This is a genomic window from Kitasatospora sp. NPDC058046, from assembly GCF_042885595.1.
In the GTDB taxonomy this organism is placed as follows: Bacteria; Actinomycetota; Actinomycetes; order Streptomycetales; family Streptomycetaceae; genus Kitasatospora.
In genome coordinates this window covers 170,974-194,973 of the sequence record NZ_JBHVRS010000012.1, presented here as the reverse complement: position 1 = coordinate 194,973, position 24,000 = coordinate 170,974, and the positions used below count along the sequence as shown (strand labels likewise).

The window sequence follows — 24,000 nt, the reverse complement described above, 5'->3', positions numbered from 1 at the left end:
CGGGGGCACCGGTGACCGGTCACCTGGACCGCGCCGCGGTCTCGTCCTCGTCGCCCCGCAGGTTGCCGGCCTCGCTCCGCAGCCGCCTGCCCGCGACCGTGTACGTCCTGGCCGTACCCCGGTTCGTCACCCGGTCGCCGACCGCGCCCGCCAGCTCCCCGATGCTCTCCACCAGCCCGGCGAGCGCACCCAGCAGCGCCGCCTCCTCCTTCTCCGGGACCCTCTCGCGGGCGCTGTCCCGCGCCTTCGGCAGCGCGTTCTCCCGCACCTGCCGCTCCGCCTCGCCGACCGCGTCGACCATCGCCCGTATCCCGCTGTCCAATCCGGCCCCCTCGTCTCCCCGTTTCTCCGACGTACCCCGCGAGCCTTCCCACCCCGTGCCCCACTTAGGCCCAGCCCGACGCGCGACCCGCGGGAACTGCCCCTAGCGTGGTCCGGGGACCGCCCGACCAGCCCCGGGCCGAGACCCGGGACCCGCACCAGGAGGCATGCCGACCATGACCGCCAACCTCTCCGAACTCACCGGCGACTACGTCCTCGACCCCACCCACACCCGGATCGGCTTCGTCGCCCGCCACGCCATGGTGACCAAGGTCCGGGGCGCGTTCCACCAGTTCGAGGGCACCGCCCACCTGGACGGCGCCGACCCGTCCCGTTCCTCCGGCCAGGTGGTGATCAAGGCCGAGAGCATCGACACCGGCGTGGAGCAGCGCGACCAGCACCTGCGCACCAACGACTTCCTGGACGCCCCCACGTTCCCCGACATCACCTTCCGCTCCACCGCGGTCGAGGCGCGCTCCGACAGCGACTTCCGGGTCACCGGCGACCTCACCATCAAGGACACCACCCGCCCGGTCACCATCGACTTCGAGTACACCGGCAACGCCGTCGACCCGTACGGCAACCTCCGGGTGGGCCTGGAGGGCTCCGTCACCATCAGCCGCAAGGAGTACGGCGTCACCTGGAACGCGGCCCTGGAGGGCGGCGGCGTCCTGGTCGGCGACAAGGTCGTCCTGGAGTTCGACATCTCCGCAGTCCGCCAGAGCGCCTGATCCGGACCCGCCCCGCCCGGAACGGGCCCCGAACGCCCGGAACAGCCGGAACCGGTCCCCCACGAACGGGTTCGCGCCGCGGCCCGCCGAACCGCCGGACCGCGGGGCGGCCGCCCGGCTAGTCTCCTGGCATGCCAACAGAAGACTCCCTCGCGACCGGCCAGCGCTCCCTCGGCGACCCCGCCCTCGACTACCCGCTCTGGCCCCCGCTCACCGCCGGCTGCCCGCGCACCAGCACCGAGGACGTCTCCTACCCCGTCGAGGTCGACTACGCCTACGACAAGGCCGACCCGGCGGGCCTGTTCGCCCCCGCCCCGGTGCGCGGCGGCCTGGAGCGCTGGGCCCCGCTGCTGCCGCCGCTGCTCGCGCCGGGCCTGGGCGAGGGCGCCACCCCGCTGGTGGAGGTCTCGCCCGGGGTGTACGTCAAGGACGAGTCCCGCAACCCCACCTGGAGCCACAAGGACCGGCTGAACCGCTGCACCACCAGCGCCGCCGTGGGCGCCGGCGCGCCGGGCCTCGCGGTCGCCTCCTCCGGCAACCACGGCGCCTCGGCCGCCGCCTACGCCGCCCGCGCCGGGCTGCCCTGCGTGGTGTTCACCGGCCCGGACACGCCGCCGAACGTCGACGCCTTCCTCAACGCCTACGGCGCGGTGGTCCTCCCGGTGCCGTGGGAGGCCCGCTGGCCGCTGCTGCGCCAGGTGGTGGACCGGCTGGGCCTGCACCCGGTCAGCAACCTGACCACCACCCACACCGGGCACGCGTACGGCCCCGAGGGCTACAAGACCGTCGCGTACGAGATCTTCCAGGACGTCGGCCTGCCGAGCGCGGTGTTCGTCCCGACCGGCTACGGCGAGCTGCTGTTCGGCGTCTGGAAGGGGTTCGTCGAGCTGCACCGGCTGGGCCTGACCGCCGGGGTGCCGCGCATCCACTCCTGCGAGACGGCCGCCTCCGGTCCGCTCGCCCGGGCGATCGCCGACGGCCTGCCCGCCACCCATGTGACGGTCGGCCCGAGCGACGCCTACTCGATCACCTCCCCGGTCAGCGGCTACCGGGGCGTGCTCGCGGTCCGCTCGAGCGGCGGCCGGGCGCTGACCCTGGACGACGGCCAACTCGCCGACGCCCAGCGGGAGCTGGCCCGGGCGGGGCTGTGGACGGAGCTGTCCGCGGCGGCCGGTCTGGCCGGGCTGCGCAGCCTCGGCGAGCCGGACCTCTCCGACGGCCCGGTGGTCTGCGTGTCGACCTCCAGCGGCTTCAAGGACAAGGGCGTCGGCACCCGCAGGACCGAGCCGGTCGCCCCCGACTGGGACGCGGTCGAGCGCCGCCTGCGGGCGGCCGGCATCACCGGCTGAACGCACGGTACTTCACCGCCGCGAGGCGTGCTGTTCGCCTGCCCGCCCCTGCTCGTAAGGTCGCCGTAGGGTCGGTGTTCGCCGAGCGCCAGCAGGCTTGCACCCTCCGTCAACTCCCGCCTCCTGCCGAAGGGTAGCCACCGTGTCGCGTTCCCTCCGCCGTCTGCTGCCGCTCGCCGTCGCCGTCGCGGCGGTGCCCGTGCTCGCCCTGCCCGCCCTCCCGGCGGGCGCCGCCTCGTACGGCACCCCGACGATCACCTTCTCGGCCGGGTACCTGTCCGGCGCCGTCGGCGCCACCGGCGACCCGACCGTGACGGTGACGGTCGCCCAGTCCGGCGCCGCGGCCTCGGCGCTGACCGTCGCCGCCTCGGCGACCACCCGCAGCGCCGTCGCCCGCACCGGCGACGTGACGGTGAGCGGCACCGGCGGCGCCCGCACCCTGGCGGTCGCCGCCCAGGGCGTCGGCTACGCCGACCTCACCATCAAGGTCACCGGCCTCGGCGGCAAGAGCGCCACCCGCACCCTGCACTACGCCGCCTCCCCCGCCGTCCAGTCCTCGGCGACCAGCCGCTACCTGACCGGCTCCAGCGACGCCTCGGCGGCCGTGGACGCGGGCGGCGGCTTCATCGTGGTCGGCGACGACGAGTCCAACACCCTGCGCCTGTACGACCGCAACAACTCCGGTGCGCCGGTCCGCACCTGGGACTTCAGCTCGGCCCTCGGCGTCTCCAAGGAGATCGACATCGAGGCCGCCACCCGGGTCGGCAACACCATCTACTGGACCGGCTCGCTCGGCAACAACAAGGACGGCGTGGTCAAGCCCGATCGGCACACCGTCTTCGCCACCACCGTCACCGGTTCCGGCGCCGACACCCAGCTGTCCCTGGCCGGTTCGTACCACGGCCTGCGCGACGACCTGATCTCCTGGGACGACGCCCACGGCAAGCGTTACGGCTTCGCGGCCGGCGCCGCCGACGGCCAGGCGCCCAAGCAGATCGACGGCTTCAACGTCGAGGGCCTGGAGTTCGCCCCCGGCAGCACCAGCACCGCCTACATCGGCTTCCGCGCACCGCTCACCCCGGCCGTCACCGGCGGCCGGGCGCTGCTCGTCCCGGTCACCAACCTCCCGTCCCTGGTGAACGGTTCGGCCGCGCACGCGACCTTCGGCGACCCGGTCGAGCTGGACCTCGGCGGGCTGTCCGTCCGCGACATCCGCCGCAACGACCTCGGCCAGTACCTGATCGTGGCCGGCTCCTGGTCCGCCGAGGACAACTCCGCCCCGTACGCGCTCTACCGCTGGAACGGCCAGCCCGGTTCCAAGCCGACCAAGCTGATCGACCTGCCGACCAGCGACTACGGCGCCTGGGAGGCCGTCACGGACGTCCCGGACCTGGACGCCCCCGGCGCCCGCGCCCAGCTGATCACCGACGACGGCTCCGCCGACCTCTACAACGACGGCACCGCCGCCAAGGACCTCACCCACCCCGAGTGGAAGAAGTCCCGCAGCACCTGGTTCACCCTGGGCTGACCGCGCGCCAGGGCCCTTCGGCACATCCGCCGAAGGGCCCTGCCGCACGTCCGTCCGCTCAGAGCTCGACCAGCACCTTCCCCCGGTTCGCCGAACGGTCCAGGTAGAGGCCGCGGTAGGCCGCCGGGATGCTGTCGAACCCCCGGTGCAGCGTCTCCTGGTACGCCAGCTCCCCGCTACGGACCAGTGCGCCAAGGTCCCGCCGCAGCGCGGCCCAGTTCTCCTCGGTGAACCACTCCAGCGAGAAGATGCCGCGGATCGTGGTGCGCGGGAACATGATCATCGGCAGCAGCCGCGGCCCCGCCCAGTCCCCGCCGACCTGGCTCCCCCACTGCCAGCAGACGGCCACCCGGCTCTCCACCGCGAGCATCCCGAAGACCACGTCGGTGAGCGCCCCGCCGAGACTGTCGAAGTACCGGTCGATGCCCTCCGGCGCCAGCTCGGCCAACTCCTTCCGCAGCCGCTCCGGCGCGTCGCCGTCGCGGTACAGCAGCACCCCCTCGAAGCCCAGCTCCCACAGCCGCTCCGCCTTCTCCGGCGAGGCCGTGGTGCCGATCACCCGGGCGCCCCGGTGCCTGGCCAGCTGCCCGACCAGCGAGCCGACCGCCCCGGAGGCCCCGCTGACCAGCACCGTCGACCCGGGGCGCACGTCGAGGAACTTCTCCACCGTCCCCCAGGCCGTCATCCCGGGCCCGCCCAGGATGCCGAGCGCGGTGGTCAGCGGCAGGTCATCGCCGTAGTCGGCGGGATCCAGCCGGCGGAAGGCCGGGAAGACCATCGGGAAGGTCCCGGTCTGCCAGAAGCTCGGCGCGCCGGTGCTGACCAGATGGGTGCGCCAGCCGCCGAAGCCCTGCACCAGGTCGCCGACACCGAAGCGCGCGGCGGGCCCGGCCTCCACCACCTCCATGATCGAGTCCGCGCCCATGTGGTCGCCGATCGGCGTGTCCAGCGCGATGCCCTGGAGGTACGGGTCGACCGAGACGTACCGGGTGCGCAGCAGCATCTCGTCCGCCGCGAGCCGGACGTCCACCTCCTCCACGACCTTCCGGTACATCCGCTCGACGTCCGGCACGCCGTCCACGTGCTCCCGCACGACCCACTTCTCGATCCTCACGAGGTGACTCCAAACTGGCGGTCGGCGGGGCCGACCGGTTCGATGAGCAGGGTGGGCGGCGGTGCGCTGTCGTCCACCTCGGCCCTGAAGGGCCTGCCGTCGTCCCGGCAGATGAACTGGACGACGTGCCGGCCGGCCGCCGCCGCCCGGATCAGCCCGCCGGTCGTCGCCCAGACCCCGGAGAGGTAGAAGTTCGCGAGGCCGGGCAGCCCCGGGCCGTTGCGCTTGACCTCCTCCTCCAGGGTCTCGCCGCTCTCCACGAAGGGCTGCCAGCCCAGCACCGTCCCGTTGTAGTTGCCGGTGTAGCGGACCTGGGTGAGCGGGGTGGAGACGTCCTTGACCGCCACCGCGTCCCGCAGCCCGGGGTGGTGGCCGTCCAGGTACTCGACGATGGTGTCCCGCACCCGGCGCTTCGCCCGCTGGTACTCCCGCCCCCGGCCGACCGGCAGGGTGTGCAGCTCCTCGCCGCGCCGCACCCGGGGCTCCTGCTCCGGCCCGGTGCTCAGCTCCCGCCAGGGCGCGATGTCGCAGAAGTAGCTGGCGTACACCACGGTGGTGTCGGCGGGCGACAGCTCCGGGTAGTGGCGGCTGCGGAACTGGACGTTGATGCTCGGGTGCCGGATGCCGGTGAGCCGCTCGGCGACCTCGTCCTCCAGCAGGTAGGTGGTGCACGGATCCCCGGCCGGGAAGGGCCGGCGCAGGCCGAGGAAGACGGTCACGTAGCCGGGGAAGACCATGCCCGGCTCGGTGATGGTCTGGGTGTACAGCCGGCGGTAGGTGTCGCTCAGGTAGCGGCCCTTGAGCAGGTCCATCATGGTCGTCCGGCCGTCGCAGGCGGCCACCACGATGTCCGCCCGCACCTCCTGGCCGTCGCTCAGCCGCACCCCCACCGCCCGGTCGTCCTCGATCAGGATCCCGGTCACCTTGGTGTTGTACGTGATCTCGCCGCCCAGCCGCCGGTAGCGCTGCTCGATCGAGGTGGCCAGCCCCAGCGAGCCGCCCTCCGGCACCCCGGCCGACTGCCCGGCGTGGCAGGCGAGTTGGAAGTAGTTGGGCAGCACCGGGAAGTTGGGGTGCTTCTCGTACAGGATGAAGTTGAACGCCTCGCGCAGCAGCGGGCTGCGGAACTTCGCCGAGTAGTCGCTCATCAGCACCGTGATCGAGCGCCGGATCACGTTGAAGTACGGCAGGAAGGAGGCCAGCATCCGCGTCCGCTCCCACCGCCCCATCAGCCCGACCGGCTTGAGGAAGGGGTAACGGGCCAGCGCCAGGCGGAACTTGCGCAGCCCGGCGCAGAACTGCCGGATCTGCCGGGCGTCCTCCGGGGCCAGCTCCAGCAGGTGGGCCTCCAGCCGGTCCGGGTCGGAGTAGAAGTAGACCGCCCGGCCGTCCCGGGTGCGCACCACGTTGAAGACGTCGAAGTTGCGCATCCGCTTGCCCTGCAGCGCGCCGAGTTCGAGCCAGATCTGGTGCATCTCGTTGCCCGGACCGCTGCCCAGCAGCCAGCTGATGCAGCAGTCGAAGGTGAACTCGCCCCGGTCCCAGCCGGTGCAGCAGCCGCCGGGGATCTCGTGCATCTCCAGGATCCGGGTGCGGTAGCCGTTCATCTGGGCGAAGCAGCCGGTGGAGAGCCCGCCGAGCCCGCCGCCGATGATGACCATGCTCTGCCGGCCGCTGGTGGTCGTCCCGCTCACTCCGCCACCCCCACTTCCGCCACTCCTGCCTCCGGCACTCCCACGTCCGGCGCTCCCACGGTGGCGCGGTCGAGTTGCGGCAGGCGGCCCCACTTGCCCGCGTGCCAGGGTTCCCGGTTGTCGCTGGGCCAGGCCCGGAACGGCCGGCCGAGCTCCCGGCAGAGGTACTGCGCGGCGAACCGTCCGCTGGTGGCGGCCCGGATCAGCCCGCCGAGCGCGGTCCACTGGCCCGCCATGGAGAAGCCGCTCAGCCCGGGCAGCCGCATCCGGTCCTTGTTGACCAGCCGGTTGGCGGCGTCCTCGGCCTCGGAGAAGGCCTGCCAGGCGAGGATGCTGCCGTAGGTGTTGCCGGTGAACCGCTCGGTGGTCACCGGCGAGGCGACGTCCACGAGTTCGATCCGGCCGCCGAGCCCGGGGTACGTCCGCTCCAGGAACTCCCGGACGAACGAGGCGACTTCCTGCTTGCGCGCCCGGTAGGCCCGGCGGTCGCCGGTCCGCAGGTCCTTCCAGGAGCGGTAGTCGCTGAAGTAGGTGCAGTGCAGCACCGACTTGCCGGGCGGCGCGAAGCCGTCCGCATAGGAGGACCGCAGCTGCACCACCAGGCTGCGCTGGAGCGAGCCGGGCAGCCGCTCGCCGTCCTCGGGCGACAGCAGGTAGGTGGTGCTGTGCGGCTCGCCCGCGGGCAGCGGTCCGTCGATGCCGACGAAGGCGGAGACCACGGCCGGGTACAGGTTGCCCGGCTTGTCGAGCAGTTCGCCGTACAGCTTCTCGGTGGCGGGGCTGGAGTAGCGGCCCTCCAGCAGCCGTTCGAGCACCGTCGGGCCGTCGCAGGCGGCCACCACGTGGTCGGCGAAGTGCCGGGTGCCATCCTTGAGTTCCACCCCGATCGCGCGCCCGTCCTCGATCAGGACGCGCTCGACCCGGCAGCGGTAGCCGATCACCCCGCCGAGCGAGGTGTAGCGCTCCTCGACCGAGCGCGCCAGCCCGAGTGAACCGCCCTGCGGGAAGCCCGCGTTGCCGTTGTGGGCGGCCGCCAGGGTGTAGAGGTACGGCAGCAGCGGGAAGCCCTCGGGCTCCTGGAGGAACATGTTGGGGAAGGCCCGCCGCAGCAGCGGGTCCTGGAAGCGCTCGGCGAAGCCGCTCATCGGGGTGGTCGCGGTGCGCCAGAACAGCCGGAACGCGGGCAGGACGGCGCGCAGGGTGCGCAGCCGTTCCGCCGTGGTGCGCAGCGGCGGCGGGGTGAGCTCCCAGGGCAGCTCCATCGCGGCGTAGCGGCGCAGGTCGCGGCAGAAGGCCCGGATCGGCTTGGCGTCGCCGGGTGCGAGGGCCAGCAGGTGGGCCTCGAGCCGGTCCGGGTCGCCGTAGAAGGTGACGGCCCGGCCGTGTTCGTCGACCACCCGGTTGAAGGTGTCGAAGCGGGTCACCGACTTGCCGTCCAGGGCGCCGAGTTCGCTCCAGACCTGGTGCGCGCCGGTGCCCTCGGCGGTGCCGATCAGCCAGTCGATGCAGTAGTCGAACAGGTAGCCGTGTCGGGACCACGCGGTGCAGCAGCCGCCGGGCAGCACGTGCTTCTCGAAGATCCGGGTCTCCAGGCCGCTCATCTGCGCGTAGCAGCCGGTGGCGAGGCCGGCCAGGCCGGCCCCGATCACGATCACCCGGGGCGGGCCGCCGGCGGCCCGCTCCCTGCCGGACCAGTCCGGCCCGCGGTCAGCCGCGGCCATCGGCGGTGCCCCCGGCCAGGATGGCGCCCGCCAGTTCGGCGTTGCGGGCGGCGAAGTCCCCGTCGAGCATCTCGGCGTGGGCGCCGTGTCCGACGTACACCGCGGTGCCCGTGGTGGAGGCGCCGTGCCAGGAGCCCGGTTCGCCGCCCACGTGCACGGAGAGCCGGTCGCGCTCGCAGACCACGTCCAGCTGGGCCCTGACCGTTCCGGTGTTGGGCGTCCGGCTGCTGAACTCCAGGTAGTCCCTGGCCTGTTCGAGGGTCTCCTGAGCGACGATCCGCGAGCCGGTGTGGCGGTGCAGGTGCTCGTGGAGTTCGCGTTCGAAGACGGCCAGGTGCTCCTCGCCGAGGTCGAAGGCCTCGGTGACCCGGTAGGCGTCCACCATCAGCACCGAGGCCACCGTGCGTCCGCGCCGCTCCAGCTCCTTGGCCACCTCGAAGGCGAGGTTGCCGCCGAGCGAGTAGCCGAGCAGGACGTACGGCCCGGCGGCGTGCAGCTCCTCGGCCAGGTCCGCGTAGCGGGCGGTCTTGTCGTCGCCGGTCAGGTAGTTGAAGGAGGCGATCCGGTGTTCCGGCAGGTGCGCGGCGAGCTGCCGGTAGACCAGCCCGTGGCCGCCGGCCGGCGGGAAGCAGAAGACCGTGTGCTCCTCGGGCGCCCCGGCGTTGAACCAGAGGTAGGGCTCGCCGCCGGCCACCTCGCCGGTGATGATCTGCTCGACGGTGCGGGCCATGCCGTGCAGGGTGGTGACCTTGAACAGCAGGCCGACCGGGATGCTGATGTTGAACTCGCTCTGGAGGTGGTGGATCAGCTCGATGAGCCGGATCGAGCTGCCGCCGAGTTCGAAGAAGTCGTGCTGGAGGCCGACTTCGTCCAGGCCGAGCAGGTTCCGCCAGTGCTCGGCGACGCTGGTCTCGTAGAGCGTGACGGGCGGTTCGTGCTGGGCCCCGGCGGTGTCGGCCTTGGGCTCGGGCAGGGCCGCGAGGTCGACCTTGCCGTTCGGGGTGAGCGGCAGGGCGGGCAGCTCGGTGAGGTAGGAGGGGATCATCACGGTGGGCAGGTGCTCGGCCAGGTGGCGGCGCAGTTCGCGGCGGTCCAGCACGGTGCCCTCGGCGGGCACCACGTAGGCGGCGAGGACGGCCTCGCCCCGGGCGTCCTGGCGGACGGCCACGCAGGCCTGGGCGAGTTCCGGGCGGGCGGTGAGGTGGGCCTCGATCTCGCCCAGCTCGATCCGGTGGCCGCGGACCTTGACCTGGTTGTCGATCCGGCCGAGCAGGTGCACCGTGCCCGCGGCGTCCCAGTGGCCGAGGTCGCCGGTGCGGTAGAGCCGCGCGGGCGTGCCGTCGAGGTCCAGGGTGACGAAGCGCCGGGCGGTCTGCTCCGGGTCGTTGGGGTAGCCGGCCGCGACGCCCGCGCCGCCGATCCACAGTTCGCCGGGCACGCCGACCGGGACGGGCTCCCCGTACGGGTCCAGGACGTACACGGCGCTGTTCGGGAACGGGCGGCCGATCGGCACCATCCGGCCGGGTTCCAGCCGGTCGGTGGCGCCCTCGTAGTAGGTGCTGTCGACGCTGGCCTCGGTCAGCCCGTAGGAGTTGACCAGCCGGGTCCGCGGGCCGCACAGGGCGCGCACCCGCTGGTGCTCGGCGGCCTTCCAGGAGTCGGAGCCGACGATCAGCAGCCGCAGGAAGTCCAGCGGCAGGCCCTCGCGCTCGCAGTGGGCCAGCAGCGCGCGGGCCACGGCGGGCACGAACTCGCCGCCGTCCACGGCCTCCTCGCGCATCACCCGGTACAGCCGGGCGGTGTCGAAGAGCAGCTCGCGGTCGACCAGGACGAGGGTGCCGCCGGTGCTGAGCGCCCGGGCGAGGTCGCCGGAGAAGACGTCGAAGGCGGTGCCGGCCATCTGGAGGTGCACCCGGACCTCGGTGTCCAGCCGGTACTCGGCACGCCAGCCGGCGGTGACGGCGGCCAGGTTGCGGTGGTCGACCCGGACCCCCTTCGGACGGCCGGTGGAGCCCGAGGTGTGGATCAGGTAGGCGGCCCGGTCCGGGTCGGCGGCGGGCAGCGGTACGGCGCCCCCCAGCACGGGCCGGTCCAGCTCCTCCAGGGTGACCGGTGTGGCGGGCAGGTCGGCCGGGAGCGGGCGCCGCTGGTCGACCACCACCAGCGCCGCTCCGGCGTCCGTGACCTGGCGGGCGAGCCGGTCGGCCGGGTGCCCGGGGTCGAGCGGCAGGTAGGCGGCGCCGGCCCGCCAGATCGCCAGCAGGGTGCTGATCAGCTCGGGCGACTTGTCCAGGCAGACCGCGACCACCGAGCCCTCGCCGACGCCGAGTTCGCGCAGCCGTACGGCGGTGCGCTGGGACTGCCGGTCCAGTTCGCCGTAGGTCAGCCGGCGGACGCCGTCCCGGCCGGGCGCGACCACCGCGACCGCCTCCGGCCGCTCGGCGGCGGCCTTGGCGATCAGCTCCGGCACCGGGGTGTCGTGCTCGATCCGGCGCTCGGCGCCGCTGAAGCCGGTGAGGATCTCCCGCCGTTCGGCCTCGCCCAGCATCCGCAGCCGCCCGACCGGCTCGCCCTCGGCGGCGCGGGTCATGGCGTCCAGCAGGTTGCGGTAGTGCGCGGCCAGCCGCTGGACGGTGGCGGGCTCGAAGAGGTCGGAGTTGTACTTGAAGACGCAGTGGAAGCAGCCGTCCGCGCGGTCCTCGTAAGCGGACAGCGTGAGGTCGAACTGGCCTTCCTCCTCCGGGAGTTCGATGTACTCCAGGCGGTAGCCGAAGCGCTCCACGGCGACCTTGTGGGTGAGCAGGATGAACATCGCCTGGAACACCGCGGAGCGGCTCGGGTCGTGCTGGAGCCCCAACTGCTCGACCAGCAGCGGGAAGGGGTACTCCTGGTTGTCCAGCCCGCCGAGCACGCTCTCCCGCACCCGGGCCAGCAGGTCGGCCACGGTCGGCTCCCCGGCCAGGCTCACGTGCAGCGGCAGCGGGTTGACGAAGTAGCCGTAGACCGAGGCGAACTCCTCCTGGGTGCGGCCGGTGACCGGGCTGCCGACCACGATGTCCGGCTGCCCGGACCAGCGGTGCAGCAGCAGGTAGTAGGCGCTGAGCAGCACCATGAACGGGGTGGCGCCGTTGACACGGGCCAACTCGTGTACCCGGGCGGTGAGTTCGGCGTCCAGCTGGAAGAACTCGGAGGCGCCGTTGTGGGTCTGCACGGCCGGGCGCGGCTTGTCGGTGGGCAGCGCCAGCACCGGCATCTCGGCCGGCAGGTGGCCGCGCCAGTAGTCGAGCATCCGCCGGGCCTCGGGCCCGGCCAGGAAGCGGTTCTGGCGGTTGAGGAAGTCCAGGTAGCGGGCGGGCACCGGGGGCAGCTCCGGGGTGCGGCCCTGGCGCAGCGCCTCGTAGACCTCGAACAGCTCCTCGATGAAGGTGAAGGTGGAGATCGCGTCCGAGACGATGTGGTGGACGGCCTTCATCAGCACCCAGCGGTCCGGCCCGCGCCGGAACAGCCGCAGCCGGACCAGCGGGTCCTCGGCGAGGTCGTACGGCCGCCGGTACTCGCGGACGATCAGGTCGTGGATCTCCTCCCACGGCCGGCCCTCGACGTCGAACAGCCCGGTGTCGGCCTCGACCTCCTCCCGGATGCGCTGGACCGGGCGGCCCTCCTCGGCGGTGAAGGCGGCGCGCAGCTCGGGGTGCCGGGCGACCAGGAACCGGAAGGCCCCGAACATCAGCTCCGGGTCGAGCTCCGCGCGGACCTCCACGGCGCCGCCGATGTTGTACGCGAAGCCGTCCGGGTGCAGCAGGCGCAGGAACCAGAGCGCCTGCTGGTTGTGGGTGAGCGGGAAGCGGGACTCGTCGGCGTACAGCTCCACCTCGGCCTCGGCCGGGCCGCCGGCGGCGGCGAGCCGCTCGGCCAGGCCCTCGGTGAGCAGGTCGACCAGGTCGCCGAGGCTGCCGTTGCTGAGCAGGGCCACCACCGGCAGGGCGACGCCCAGTTCGCCGTGCACCCGGGCGCGCAGCTCCATGGCGAGCAGCGAGTCCAGGCCGTGCGCGCCGAGTCTCGTGTCGGCGTCGATCCGTTCGGCGGCGATCCGCAGCACGGCCGCGGCGGCGGCGGTCAGCCGCTCTGCCACCAGCTCCCGGCGGGCCTGCGGGTCGGCCGCGCGGTAGGCGTCCAGGAAGCCGCCGGTCTCGGCCGGGGCCTGCTCGGCGGCGCTCGCCGCGAGGTCGGCGACCAGCGGCGGCGGCGCCGGGTACCAGGCGAGGAAGGTCGGCCAGTCGACCACGGTGGCGACCAGCAGCTGGGCGCGGTCCTGGCCGAGCACGCGCTCCAGGACGGCCGTTCCGGCGTCCGGCGGCAGCGAGCTCATGCCGCGGGCGTCGCGGTAGTGGGCGACCAGGCCCAGCTCCTCGATCATGCCGGTGGCCCACGGGCCCCAGTCCAGGCTGAGCCCGGGCAGCCCCTCGGCCCTGCGGTGGTGGGCCAGGGCGTCCAGGAAGGCGTTGCCGGCCGCGTAGTTGGTCTGTCCGGCGGTGGTGAGCAGCGAGGCGACGGAGGCGAACAGCACGAAGTGGTCGAGCGGTTCGTCGCCCAGCAGCCGGTGCAGCAGGTGGCCGCCGACCACCTTGGGGCCGTAGCCGGCGTCGAAGGCCGGACGGTCCATCTGGGCCAGCAGGGTGTCCTTGACCTGCCCGGCGAGGTGGAACACGCCACGGATCGGCGGGAGTTGGCGCTGCCGGTAGTCGGCGAGCCAGCCCGCGAGGGCGGCTTCGTCGGTGACGTCGACCGGGGCGAGCAGCGGTTCGGCGCCGAGCGCCTGGAGTTCGCGCAGGAAGGCGATCCGCTCGCCGACGGGGGTGTCCGGGTCGGTGTACGCCCACTCCGAGCGCTCCGGCAGGGCGGTGCGGCCGACCAGGATCAGCCGCCGGGCGCCGCGCCGTACGAGGGTGCGGCAGAGCAGTCGGCCGAGCGCGCCGAAGGCGCCGGTGACCAGGTAGCTGCCGTCGGGGCGGAGGACCGGCGGCAGCGGGCGGGTGAGGCCCTCGGCCTGCCGCAGCCGGCTGGTGAGCCGGACGCCGGCCCGCAGGGCGATCTCCTGCTCGTCCCGGGCCGCGAGTTCGGCGAGCAGCGCCTCGGCCTGCTCGGCGGCGTCGACGGCCGGGTCGAGGTCGATCAGGGTGCCGCGCTGGGCGACCAGCTCCTGCTGCCACAGCACCCGGCCGATGCCCCAGGCGGGGGCGCCGAGCGGTTCGACCCGGTCGCCGGGGGCGGCGGGCTGGGTGCCCCGGGTGACGATGTGCAGCCGGCCGTCCGGGCGGGCGGCGGGCAGGGCCTGGGCGAGGGTGATCAGGGAGTAGGCGCCGAGGGTCGCGAGCGGGCCGAGCCGGTCGGCGGTGGTGGCGGCCAGGGCGGGCTGGTCGAGGTTCCAGAGGTGGACGACGGTGCCGAAGGCTGGGTCGAGGTCGGCGAGCAGTCGCCGGACGTCCTCGGCGGAGTCGGGCCGGACGGTCGAGTGCCCCTCGCCGTGCCGGTACTCGCTGCCGGGCCGGACCAGGTGGCAGCGGGTGCCGCGCCCGGCGGCCAGGGCCGCCAGGCGGTCGCCGAGGCCGCCCTCGTCGGCGAAGAGCAGCAGGTCGCCGGGGGTCTCGTCGAGGGGCGCCTCGGCGGCGGCCACCCAGTCGACCTCGGTGAGCCAGCCGTCGATGGTGGACAGCCCGACGGAGGCCGGGGCCTGGGCGACGTCGGCGACCCGGAAGCCGGTGACCCGGCCGACCGGGGTGCCGTCCTCGGTGTAGAGCGCGAGGTCGCCGACGAGTTCCTCGCCACTGTCCCGGGTGACGGTGGCGTGCACCCAGAGCGGGCGGTCGCCGATCGCGTCGAGCCGGACCTCGGCGATCGAGACGGGCAGCCGGACGCTGCCGCCCTCGGGCACCGCCAGCCGGGTGGTGAGCAGGGTCTGGAAGCAGCCGTCCAGCAGCACCGGGTGGAGGTGGTGGTCGGCCGCGTCCGGGCCGAGCTGGGTGGTCGGCCGGATCCGGGCCAGCGCCTCGCCGGGGCCCGCCCACACCTCGGCGATGGCCTGGAAGGCGGGGCCGTAGTCGTAGCCGCGTTCGGCCAGCTGCCGGTAGCAGTCCGGGCCGTCCAGGTGCCGCCCCCGGGCGCGCAGGGCGTCCAGGTCCGGTGCGGGGCCGTAGGAGCGGCGCTGGCCGGTGCGGACCCGGCCGCCCGCGTGCACGGTCGGCTCGCCGCCGGCCGGGGTGGAGGCGATGGTGAAGCGGGCGTCCTCCGGCGCGTAGCCGAGCTGGACGGGGACGGGCTCGGTCTCGGAGAGGAACAGCGCCCGGTTCAGCTCGATCTCGGCCAGCGTCACCTCGGTGCCGCCGGTCAGGGTGCGGACGGCCTGGGCGGCCATCTCCAGGTACCCGGCGGCCGGGAAGACCACCTGGCCCTCGATCCGGTGGTCGGTCAGGTAGGGCAGCCGCTCGGGGTCGAGGGTGCCGGTCCAGCCGGGCTGGGCGCTCGCGGTGCGGCGGCCGAGCAGCGGGTGGTCCAGCCGCCCGAGCCGGACCTGCTCGACCGGCTTGGGCTCCACCCAGTACCGGTCGCGCCGCCACGGGTAGGCCGGCAGCGGCACCGGGCGGCCGGCCGGGTGCAGCGCGTCCCAGCTCAACTCGACGCCGAGGGTGTGCAGTTCGGCGAGGCTGCGGGCGAGGCGCTCGGGCTCGTCCTGCTGCCGGCGGATCGACGGCAGGGTGTGCGCCTGCTCCGCGCACTCGCGGATCGCGTGGCCGAGCACAGGGTGCGGGCCGAGCTCCAGGAACAGTCCGTGCCCGTCCTCGGCCATCCGCTCGACGGCGGCCCGGAAGCGCACCGGGTTGCGGACGTTCTGCCACCAGTACTCGCCGTCCAGCTCCGGCCCGCGGGCGAGCCCCTCGCGGGCGGTGAGGTAGAGCGGCAGCCGGGCCGCCTGGGGCTTGATGGCGGCGAGCGCGGCCACCAGCTCGCCGCGGATCGGGTCCATCCGCACGCTGTGGTACGGGACTTCGACGTCCAGCAGGCGGGCGAAGACGCCCTGTTGGCGCAGCTCCTCGGCCAGTTCGCCGAGGGCCTCGGCGTCCCCGGCCAGGGTCACCGCGGAGGGGCTGTTGACCGCGCCGAGCGAGATCTGGGAGCGGTACGGGCGGATCCGGCGCTCCGCCTCGGCCTCCGGCAGGCCGACCGCGAGCATGGTGCCGGTGCCGGCCAGGCGCTGCTGGAGCCGGCTGCGGGCGAGCACCACCCGGACGGCGTCGGCCAGGTCGTAGACCCCGGCCTCGTGGAAGGCGGCGACCTCGCCGGTGCTGTGGCCGACCACCGCGTCGGGGCGCAGGCCGTGGCTCCGCCAGAGCGCCGAAAGCCCCACCTGGACGGCGAAGTTGGCGGGCTGGGCCAGCCAGGTCTCGGCCATCCGGGAGTCCGCCTCGTCGCGGTCCAGCTCGGTCAGCAGCGACCAGCCGGCCTGCGCGCGGATCTCCCGGTCGACGGCCCGCACGGCCTCCCGGTAGACCGGCTCGTGCTCGTACAGCCCCCGGCCCATGCCCCACCACTGCGGGCCCATGCCGGTGAACACCCAGGCCAGCCGGCGCTGCCGGCGCTCCCGGGCGTGGCCCTGGACCACCCGCGGGTGCTCCTCGCCGCGCTCGTACGCGGCCAGCGCCTCGTCCAGGTCCTGCCGGGTGGAGTAGACCACGCCGAGCCGCTCGGGCAGGTGCTGGCGGCGGTGCGCCAGGGTGTGGCCGAGGTCGGCGAGGGACGACCCGCCGGCGAGCTCCTGCCGTACGGCGGCGGCCAGTTCGGGCAGTCCGGCGGCGTCCTTGGTGCTCAGCGGCAGCACCGTGCGGGCCGGCTCGGCCACCGGTGCGGCGGGCCCGGGCCGCGGCGGCTCCTCCAGCAGGACGTGGGCGTTGGTGCCGCCGAAGCCGAAGGAGTTGACGCCGGCCCGGGCCGGGCCCCGGTGCTCGGGCCAGTCCACCGGGGCGGTCGGGATCTCGAACGGCAGCGTGTCGAGGTCGATGCCGGGGTTGGGCCGCTCCAGGTTGAGGTGCGGCGGGATGCGGCGGTGCTTGATCGCGAGCGCGGTCTTGATCAGCCCGGCGACGCCGGCCGCCGCCTCGGTGTGCCCGATGTTGGTCTTGACCGAGCCGACGTAGCAGCGGTCCCCGGCGCGGCGGCCGACGCCGAGCACCCGGCCGAGGGCGGCGGCCTCGATCGGGTCGCCGACCGGGGTGGAGGTGCCGTGCGCCTCGACGTACTGGAGGCTGCCGGGCAGCACCCCGGCCTCGGCGCAGACCCGCTCGATCAGGGTGACCTGGGCGTCCGCGCTGGGGACGGTGATGCCGTTGGTGCGGCCGTCCTGGTTGACGCCGGTGCCGAGGATGACGGCGTGCACCGGGTCCCCGTCGCGCAGCGCGTCGGAGAGCCGCTTGAGCACGACCACGCCGACGCCCTCGGCCCGGACGTAGCCGTCCGCGGAGGCGTCGAAGGCGCGCGAGCGGCCGTCCGCGGAGAGGAAGCCGCCCTTGGTCTCGGCGATCGTGTACTGCGGCGCCATGTGCAGCAACGCGCCGCCGGCCAGGGCGAGTTCGGTCTCGCCGCGGAGCAGGCTCTGGCAGGCGAGGTGGACCGCGACCAGCGAGGAGCTGCACGCGGTGTCGATCGAGACGCTCGGCCCGCGGAAGTCGAAGCAGTGCGAGATCCGGTTGGACACCATCGTCATCATGGTGCCGGTGGCGGTGTGCGCCGCGATGGTGGCGAAGTCGAGGTCGGCGAACTGGAGGATCTTCCAGTCGAGGGTGAAGGCGCCCATGTAGACGCCGACCTCCCGGCCGGCCAGCTCGCCGGGGCGCAGGCCGCCGTCCTCCAGGGCCTCCCAGCTGACCTCCAGGAGCTTGCGCTGCTGCGGGTCCATGTGTTCGGCCTCGCGCGGGCTGATCCCGAAGAAGTCCGGGTCGAAGGTGTCGAAGCCGTCGATGTAGCCGCCCCGGCCGCCGATCAGCCGCCCCGGCTTGGCCCGGTCCCTGCTGCCCAGGGTGCCGGTGTCGTAGCGGTCGGCGGGCGTCTCGGTGAGACAGTCCCGGCCCTCGATCAGGTTGCGCCAGTAGGACCGGTGGTCGTTGGCGTGTCCCGGCAGGCGGCAGCCGATACCGGTGATCGCGATGCGTTCGCGGGGCACGGCGAAGGGCGAGGAGGTCATGATCCAATCCGGGGTGGTGATGGCGTGGCGCCGGGGACACGGGCAGGTGGGAGCGGCCGCTCGGGCCGGGTGTCAGACGGACTGCTCGGTGGTCTTCGCCCGGCGCCAGGGGTGCAGCAGGGTGGCGCCGAGTTCGCCGGTGGCGGGGAACGCGGCCGGGTCGGTGAGGCCGACGGCCTTCGGCACTCGGCCGGGCCGCCAGGTGAAGCTCCCGAACACGTGGTCCCAGAGCGAGAGGTCGGAGGCGTAGTGGCCGGCTTCGGCGAGGTCGGTGCTGTGGTGCAGGCGGTGGAGTTCCGGCCCGGCCAGGACGTGGCCGAGCGGACCGATGCGGACTTCGATGTTGGCGTGGACGAAATACCCCTGAGCCAGGACGAATATTCCGACCACGAACACTGAATCCGCCGAGAATCCGATCAGCGCCAGCGACAGTTGCACCACGGACTGCGCGACGAACACGTCCAGGAAATGATTCACGCCGTTGTTCGCGACGTTCACCTTGTCCGGGACGTGGTGCACCCCGTGCAGCCGCCAGAGCCACCTGTTGCGGTGGGACCAGCGGTGCACGAGGTAGTCGCCGAGCGAGCCGACCAGCAGCGCGAGTGGGATCTCCACCGCGAACGGCAGCGCCGGGTGGGCCGGGCCGAGCACCTGCACCAGCGTCGCCACCAGCCCTTGGGCCAGCGCGCCGCCGACCATGCTCAGCGCGAAGTAGACGCTGTACCAGCCGAGTTCACGTCGGCTCGGATGCCAGTCGGTCCGGTACGGGATCACCCGCTCCAGGACCGCCAGGTAGACGAGGACGGCGATCAGGAAGAGCGGGGAGACCCGGTCCGGTCCCCAGCGGAAGTGCAGGGTCGCGACGGCCGTGCACAGCACACCCAGGAGCAGCAGCGGATGGGCGAGCCGGCGGGCAATGGCTGACAGCACGCGCCCCCCGTTCTTCGCGGACTAACGACTGGAAACGTCAGAGACTCTAGCGGGCGACGCGCGCCGTGACAGTCATTCGACGTGTTAACTCCATGAATGACCCGATCGGCGGACTATACGCGCACGAAGTTGACGTCTGTGCGGCGCGAAGGGGGCGCATTGTCGAGAAGAAGCGGGACTTGACGGTGTGTGACAACAGTCGTGCAGATCTTCGAGCGCTGATGTGCGCCCCTTCTGCGCCGCCACGCGCGGCTACCGATCCGGCCATATCCCACGGCCGGCGCCCCGGCTCCCGGAGCGCCCCCGGGTCAGGAGCGGGCCGGCTCCGCCCATCGGTGTGCGGCACGGGGCGCGTGCGCCGCGAGACGGTCGCGCAGACCGCGCAGTTCGTACTCGACCAGCGCGGGCAGCGCGGTCGCGCCGGTCGCCTCCAGGGCGGGGCCGAGCAGGTCGACGGCCGTGGCCGGGTCGTGCGCGCAGACGTGGCAGTCGGCCGCGCGGACGATGAAGAGCAGACGACTGGAGGGCAGTTGGTCCGGACCGAGCAGGCCGAGGGCGGTCTCGGTGGCGTCCAGCGCCCGGCGGGCCAGCCGGGGGTCGTCGGTGGCGGCGGCGAGGTCGCGCAGCGCGGCAGCCGCGGCGGACTCGACCCGCATCCGCATCGAGGCGATGGAGAGCCAGGGCACGTCGACCTCGTCCTCCGCGCCGATGTGGTCCAGGTGCGACCGGGCCAGGTCGATCTGCCGGACGGTCGCCCGCACGTCGCCGGTGAGCGCGTGCGCCCGGGCCCGGCTGATCCGGCCCATCGCACCGGCCCAGTGCCGGTCCGGGGCGGCCCGTTCGATCTCGCGGGCGTAGCCGAGGGCGGCGACCGGGTCGCCGTCCAGCCGGGCCAGGATGCTCATGTCGCTGAGCGTGCCGACCTGGGTGGCCCGGTCCGCGGCCAGCCCGGCCCAGGTGAGGGCGCGGTCGTAGCAGGCCATCGCGGTGGCGTTGCGGCCGTCCTGCATCCGCAGCGCACCGGCCGCGTGGGCGTGCTCGGCGGCCAGCCGGACCAGCGGGCCGCGCTGCCCGGCGGGGGCGGTGGCGAGCCTGGCGAGCACCGCGCGCAGGGTGCGCTCGACGGCGGCGACCAGGACCGGGCGGTCGCCGGTCTCGCCGGAGCGCAGGCGGGCGGCCAGCAGCCCGGTCAGGGCGTGTGCGGTGACGGCGTCCAGCGGGCGGGCGGCGGCCGGGTCGGCGAGCGCCTCGGCGGAGCAGAACTCGGCGTGCAGGGCCGCGAGCTCCCCGGGCTCGGGGACGGCGCAGCCCTCGGCGCCGTGCAGCGGGCAGAGCAGCCCGTAGTCCGGCAGCCGCGGCGGAGCGGGCGCCGGGGGCGGGGCGGGCGGGCCGGACGGTGCGCCGCCCGGCAGCGGGGGCCGGAGCAGGGCGGGCGAGATGGCGTCCGGGTCGCACAGTTCGGCGTTCTCGGCGCGCTGACAGGCGGCGCTCAACTCCCCTGCGGCGCCGAGGAGGTCGTCGATCCGGTCGGCGACCCTGGGGGTGACCCGGCGGGCGCCGTGCTCGATCTTGCTGACCGCGGTGTGGTCGTAGCCGATCCCGGCGCCGAGCTGCGCCTGGGTGAGGCCCGCCCGGCGCCGCCAGTGCCGCAGCCGGGCCCCGAACTCCCGCCAGGCGTCCTGCCCCCGGCCGGTCGGCGGTGCCGGCACCGCCGCCGCAGGGGCCACACGGTTCCGCTGCACGGCTGCCTCCCCGGGCGCGTCGTCCCCGGCCGGCCGCCGGGCCTGTCGACGATTCCAGTGATTCCGACGACTCGGATCAGGAGGACGGTACTCGATGGCCACCCGCCTCGTACATGAGGTGGTCTCAACCACTTGAAGAAAAGCCCAGCTTGACGCAAAGCCGGACCGACGGGCTTGACGGAATTTGCCAACCCCTTGCCCCGCGCGCACCGGGCATTGACCTGGGCATGACGTCGTGTGAGGGTTCGGGCACCCGAGCGCGGACGGCCCGCACGGCCGTCCCCCTGATACGGCCCCGCGGTGTGCCACCAGCCCCTGCCGTCCGCGGTCGAGGACCCCCACATGCGAGGAGCCTCGATGCAACGCAGAGTCACCGCAGGCAGGTTGCTGACCACGGCGACCACCCTGACCGTGCTGGCCGGCATGATCGCCGCCGCCGCGGGCCCGGCCACCGCCGCGCCCACCCCCTCTCCCTCCTCGGCGCCGCCGAGCGCCCTGGCCGCCGCCGTCAACGCCGCCGACGCGGCCGCGAACGCCGGGCTGGACGCGCTGGCCAAGGGCCCGGGCGAGACCTACGAGCGCAAGACCGTCACGCCCTGGCTCGGCGGCCTCTACTCCATCTCGTACGAGCGCAGCTACCACGGCCTGCCGGTGGTCGGCGGCGACGCGGTCGTCCTCGCCGACGCCCAGGGCAAGGTCCGCGCCCTGCAGTCCGCCGCCACCGGACCGGTCGGCGGCTCGACCACCCCGCAGGTCAGCGCGGCGGACGCGGAGAAGACCGCCCGGACGAAACTGGCCACCGTGGACTCGGCGGACTCCCCCCGCCTGGTCGTCCGGGTCAAGGACGGCACCGGTCGGCTCGCCTGGGAGACCGTCCTCAAGGGCCGCACCGCGTCGGCGCCCAGCACCCTGCACGTCTTCGTGGACGCGGCCACCGGCGAGGTGCTCGACAGCTACGACGACGTCCGTGCGGGCACCATCAACAGCAAGTGGAACGGCCCCGCGCCGGTCACCATCAGCACCACGAGCTCGGGCGGCTCGTACTCGCTGCGCGACCCGAACCGGCCCGGCCTGTCGTGTTCCGACTACAGCACCGGGCAGGTCTTCTCCAAGTCCAGCGACTCCTGGGGCAACGGCAGCCCGTCGACCAAGGAGACCGGCTGCGGCGACGCGATGTTCGCGGCCCAGAAGGAATGGGACATGCTCCGCGACTGGCTCGGTCGCAACGGGCACAACGGCAACGGCGGCAGCTGGCCGGTCAAGGTCGGCCTCAACGACGTCAACGCCTACTGGGACGGCAGCACGATATCCATCGGCCACAGCCAGGCCAACGAGTGGATCGCGGCGATCGACGTGGTCGGCCACGAGTTCGGCCACGGCATCGACCAGTACACCCCGGGCGGCGCCAACAACGAGTCCGGCCTGGGCGAGGCCACCGGCGACATCATGGGCGCGCTGACCGAGTCGTACGCCAACGAGCCCGCCCCGTACGACTCCCCGGACTACACCGTCGGCGAGATGATCAACCTGGTCGGCCAGGGCCCGATCCGCAACATGTACAACCCCTCGCTCGTCAACAACGACCCGAACTGCTACTCGGCGTCGATCCCGCAGACCGAGGAGCACGCGGCGGCCGGCCCGCTGAACCACTGGTTCTACCTGCTGGCCGAGGGCTCCAACCCGGGCGGCGGCAAGCCCACCAGCCCCACCTGCAACAACTCCTCCGTCACCGGCATCGGCATCAAGGACGCCGGCCGGGTCTTCTACGGCGGCATGCTGCTCAAGACCAGCGGCATGACCTACAAGCGCTACCGCACCGCCACGCTGACCGCCGCCAAGAGCCTCGACGCCACCTGCGCCTTCTTCAACCGCACCAAGGCCGCCTGGGACGCCGTCAGCGTCCCCGCCCAGAGCGGCGACCCGACCTGCACGCCGTCCGGCAACAACGACTTCTCGCTGTCGCTCGGCCCGGCGTCCGGCTCCGTCCAGCCCGGCGCCTCGACCTCGTCGACGGTGAGCACCGCCGTCACCTCCGGCACCGCGCAGACCGTCGGCCTCACCGCCTCCGGCCTCCCGGCGGGCGTCACCGCGAGCTTCAACCCCTCGTCGGTGCAGGCCGGTTCCTCCTCCACCCTGACCCTGTCCGCCTCCGCGGCGGCCGTGGCCGGGACCTACCAGATCACCGTCACCGGCACCGCCGGCGCCACCACCCACACCGCCCAGTACGGCCTGACGGTCGGCGGCGGGGGCAACCCCGGCGGGCCCGCGCCCGACATCGACGTCGCCAAGGTCCAGGCCCACCTGTCCCAGCTGAACACCATCGCGAACCAGAACGGCGGCCACCGCCGGGCGGGCAGCGCCGGGCACAGCCAGTCGATCGCGTACATCAAGGCCAAGCTGCAGGCGGCCGGCTACAACGTCACCGAGCAGACCTGCACCTCCTGCAGCTACCAGTCCAACAACCTGATCGCCGACTGGCCCGGCGGCCCGTCCGACCAGGTCACCATGTTCGGCGCCCACCTGGACAGCGTCTCGGCCGGCCCCGGCATCAACGACAACGGCTCCGGCTCGGCCGTCCTGCTGGAGAACGCGCTCGTGCTCGCCCAGCAGAACCCCAGCCTGACCCGGCACGTCCGGTTCGGCTGGTGGACCGGTGAGGAGCAGGGCCTCCAGGGCTCGCAGTCCTACGTCGGCCAGCTGAGCTCCGCCCAGCGCTCCGCGATCAAGGCGTACTACAACTTCGACATGGTCGGCTCGCCCAACGCCGGCTACTTCATCAACAACATCAACTCCGCGGCGTCGGCCCCGATGAAGGCCTACTGGGACTCGCTGAACCTCAAGCCGGAGGAGAACGTCGAGGGCCAGGGCCGCTCGGACGACTACTCCTTCCAGCAGGCCGGCATCCCGACCTCGGGCTACGCGGCCGGCGCCGACGCCACCAAGACCTCGGCGCAGGCGGCCAAGTGGGGCGGCACGGCGGGCCGTTCCTACGACTCCTGCTACCACTCGTCCTGCGACACCACCAGCAACGTCGACGCGACGGTGCTGAACCGCAACGCCGACGGCGTGGCGTACACCATCTGGAAGACCTCGGTCGGCGGCACCGCGCCCGCCAACGACTTCTCCCTCTCGGTGAACCCGACCACCGCCACCGTCAAGCCCGGTGACACCACCACGGCGACGGTCGCCACCTCGACCACCTCCGGCTCGGCCCAGACGGTCAACCTGACCGCCTCGGGCGCCCCGGCCGGCGTGACCGTCTCCTTCAACCCGTCCTCGGTGCAGTCCGGCGGCTCGGCGACGCTCACCGTCGCCACCGCCGCCTCGACCGCCACCGGCACCTACACCATCACCCTGACCGGGACCGGCTCGGCCACCCACAGCACCAGCTTCTCCCTGGTGGTGGGCAACGACTCGCCGAACCCGGGTGGCACCTGGACGCCCGGCACCACCTACCAGGCGGGCGACGTGGTGACCTACAACGGGGTCAGCTACCGCTGCCTCCAGGGCCACACCGCCCAGGTCGGCTGGGAGCCGCCGATCGTCCCGGCGCTCTGGCAGGCCGTGTGACCGGGGCGCGCTGACGCCCGGTGAAGCCGCTGCGCCGCGGTCCGTCGAGGGGGACGGACCGCGGCGCA

11 protein-coding genes are annotated in these 24,000 nt (G+C 73.6%); 4 read left to right on the top strand and 7 right to left on the bottom strand.

The window, feature by feature from the left end; genetic code table 11:
- Positions 1 to 19: 19 nt before the first annotated feature.
- Positions 20 to 322 carry a hypothetical protein gene (locus tag ACFVU7_RS24350; protein WP_375875488.1) on the bottom strand — a complete coding sequence of 101 codons (303 nt, stop codon included), beginning with the start codon at positions 320 to 322 and terminating at the stop codon, positions 20 to 22.
- Positions 323 to 497: 175 nt separating this feature from the next.
- Between ACFVU7_RS24350 and ACFVU7_RS24345 the strand changes: the two genes are divergently transcribed.
- The 3 genes from ACFVU7_RS24345 to ACFVU7_RS24335 all read left to right on the top strand — a co-directional run bounded on the left by ACFVU7_RS24345 (position 498) and on the right by ACFVU7_RS24335 (position 3,929).
- Positions 498 to 1,052 (top strand): YceI family protein, encoded by a 555-nt coding sequence (locus ACFVU7_RS24345; RefSeq protein ID WP_074005987.1) that lies wholly within the window; start codon positions 498 to 500, stop codon positions 1,050 to 1,052.
- Positions 1,053 to 1,183: 131 nt separating this feature from the next.
- The gene (locus ACFVU7_RS24340) at positions 1,184 to 2,401 is read left to right on the top strand and encodes a pyridoxal-phosphate dependent enzyme (protein WP_074005953.1); all 1,218 of its coding nucleotides are present in this window, start codon (positions 1,184 to 1,186) and stop codon (positions 2,399 to 2,401) included.
- Between the two features lie 142 nt (positions 2,402 to 2,543).
- Positions 2,544 to 3,929 (top strand): hypothetical protein, encoded by a 1,386-nt coding sequence (locus ACFVU7_RS24335; RefSeq protein ID WP_388047110.1) that lies wholly within the window; start codon positions 2,544 to 2,546, stop codon positions 3,927 to 3,929.
- 58 nt (positions 3,930 to 3,987) lie between these two features.
- On the opposite strand, the gene ACFVU7_RS24330 is transcribed toward ACFVU7_RS24335, so the two are convergent.
- From ACFVU7_RS24330 to ACFVU7_RS24305, 6 genes are all read right to left on the bottom strand, one after another.
- On the bottom strand, positions 3,988 to 5,043 hold the full coding sequence (locus tag ACFVU7_RS24330) for an MDR family NADP-dependent oxidoreductase (protein ID WP_380742453.1): 1,056 nt from the start codon (positions 5,041 to 5,043) through the stop codon (positions 3,988 to 3,990).
- A complete protein-coding gene (locus ACFVU7_RS24325; RefSeq protein ID WP_074005989.1) occupies positions 5,040 to 6,704 on the bottom strand; it encodes an NAD(P)/FAD-dependent oxidoreductase in 1,665 nt (554 codons plus the stop codon). Before ACFVU7_RS24325 ends, ACFVU7_RS24330 begins: the two co-directional genes overlap by 4 nt.
- A gap of 29 nt (positions 6,705 to 6,733) precedes the next feature.
- The gene (locus ACFVU7_RS24320; RefSeq protein WP_388047108.1) at positions 6,734 to 8,458 is read right to left on the bottom strand and encodes a phytoene desaturase family protein; all 1,725 of its coding nucleotides are present in this window, start codon (positions 8,456 to 8,458) and stop codon (positions 6,734 to 6,736) included.
- Positions 8,445 to 17,690: an amino acid adenylation domain-containing protein gene (locus ACFVU7_RS24315; RefSeq protein WP_388047106.1), complete on the bottom strand. Its 9,246-nt coding sequence runs from the start codon at positions 17,688 to 17,690 to the stop codon at positions 8,445 to 8,447. Before ACFVU7_RS24315 ends, ACFVU7_RS24320 begins: the two co-directional genes overlap by 14 nt.
- A gap of 72 nt (positions 17,691 to 17,762) precedes the next feature.
- Positions 17,763 to 18,620 carry a sterol desaturase family protein gene (locus tag ACFVU7_RS24310; protein ID WP_234348325.1) on the bottom strand — a complete coding sequence of 286 codons (858 nt, stop codon included), beginning with the start codon at positions 18,618 to 18,620 and terminating at the stop codon, positions 17,763 to 17,765.
- 308 nt (positions 18,621 to 18,928) lie between these two features.
- The gene (locus tag ACFVU7_RS24305; protein ID WP_375875494.1) at positions 18,929 to 20,362 is read right to left on the bottom strand and encodes a helix-turn-helix domain-containing protein; all 1,434 of its coding nucleotides are present in this window, start codon (positions 20,360 to 20,362) and stop codon (positions 18,929 to 18,931) included.
- A gap of 357 nt (positions 20,363 to 20,719) precedes the next feature.
- Here ACFVU7_RS24305 and ACFVU7_RS24300 point away from each other — a divergent pair, with 357 nt between their 5' ends.
- Complete coding sequence (locus ACFVU7_RS24300; protein ID WP_388047104.1) at positions 20,720 to 23,932, top strand: M28 family peptidase; 3,213 nt, start codon at positions 20,720 to 20,722, stop codon at positions 23,930 to 23,932.
- Positions 23,933 to 24,000 lie beyond the last annotated feature (68 nt).

Bases quoted from the DNA above. Each gene is read 5' to 3' on its own strand.
- ACFVU7_RS24345 (WP_074005987.1), top strand. From the start codon at position 498: ATGACCGCCAACCTCTCCGAACTCACCGGCGACTACGTCCTCGACCCC.
- ACFVU7_RS24340 (WP_074005953.1), top strand. From the start codon at position 1,184: ATGCCAACAGAAGACTCCCTCGCGACCGGCCAGCGCTCCCTCGGCGAC.
- ACFVU7_RS24325 (WP_074005989.1), bottom strand. From the start codon at position 6,704: ATGGTCATCATCGGCGGCGGGCTCGGCGGGCTCTCCACCGGCTGCTTC.
- ACFVU7_RS24320 (WP_388047108.1), bottom strand. From the start codon at position 8,458: ATGGCCGCGGCTGACCGCGGGCCGGACTGGTCCGGCAGGGAGCGGGCC.
- ACFVU7_RS24315 (WP_388047106.1), bottom strand. From the start codon at position 17,690: ATGACCTCCTCGCCCTTCGCCGTGCCCCGCGAACGCATCGCGATCACC.
- ACFVU7_RS24300 (WP_388047104.1), top strand. From the start codon at position 20,720: ATGCAACGCAGAGTCACCGCAGGCAGGTTGCTGACCACGGCGACCACC.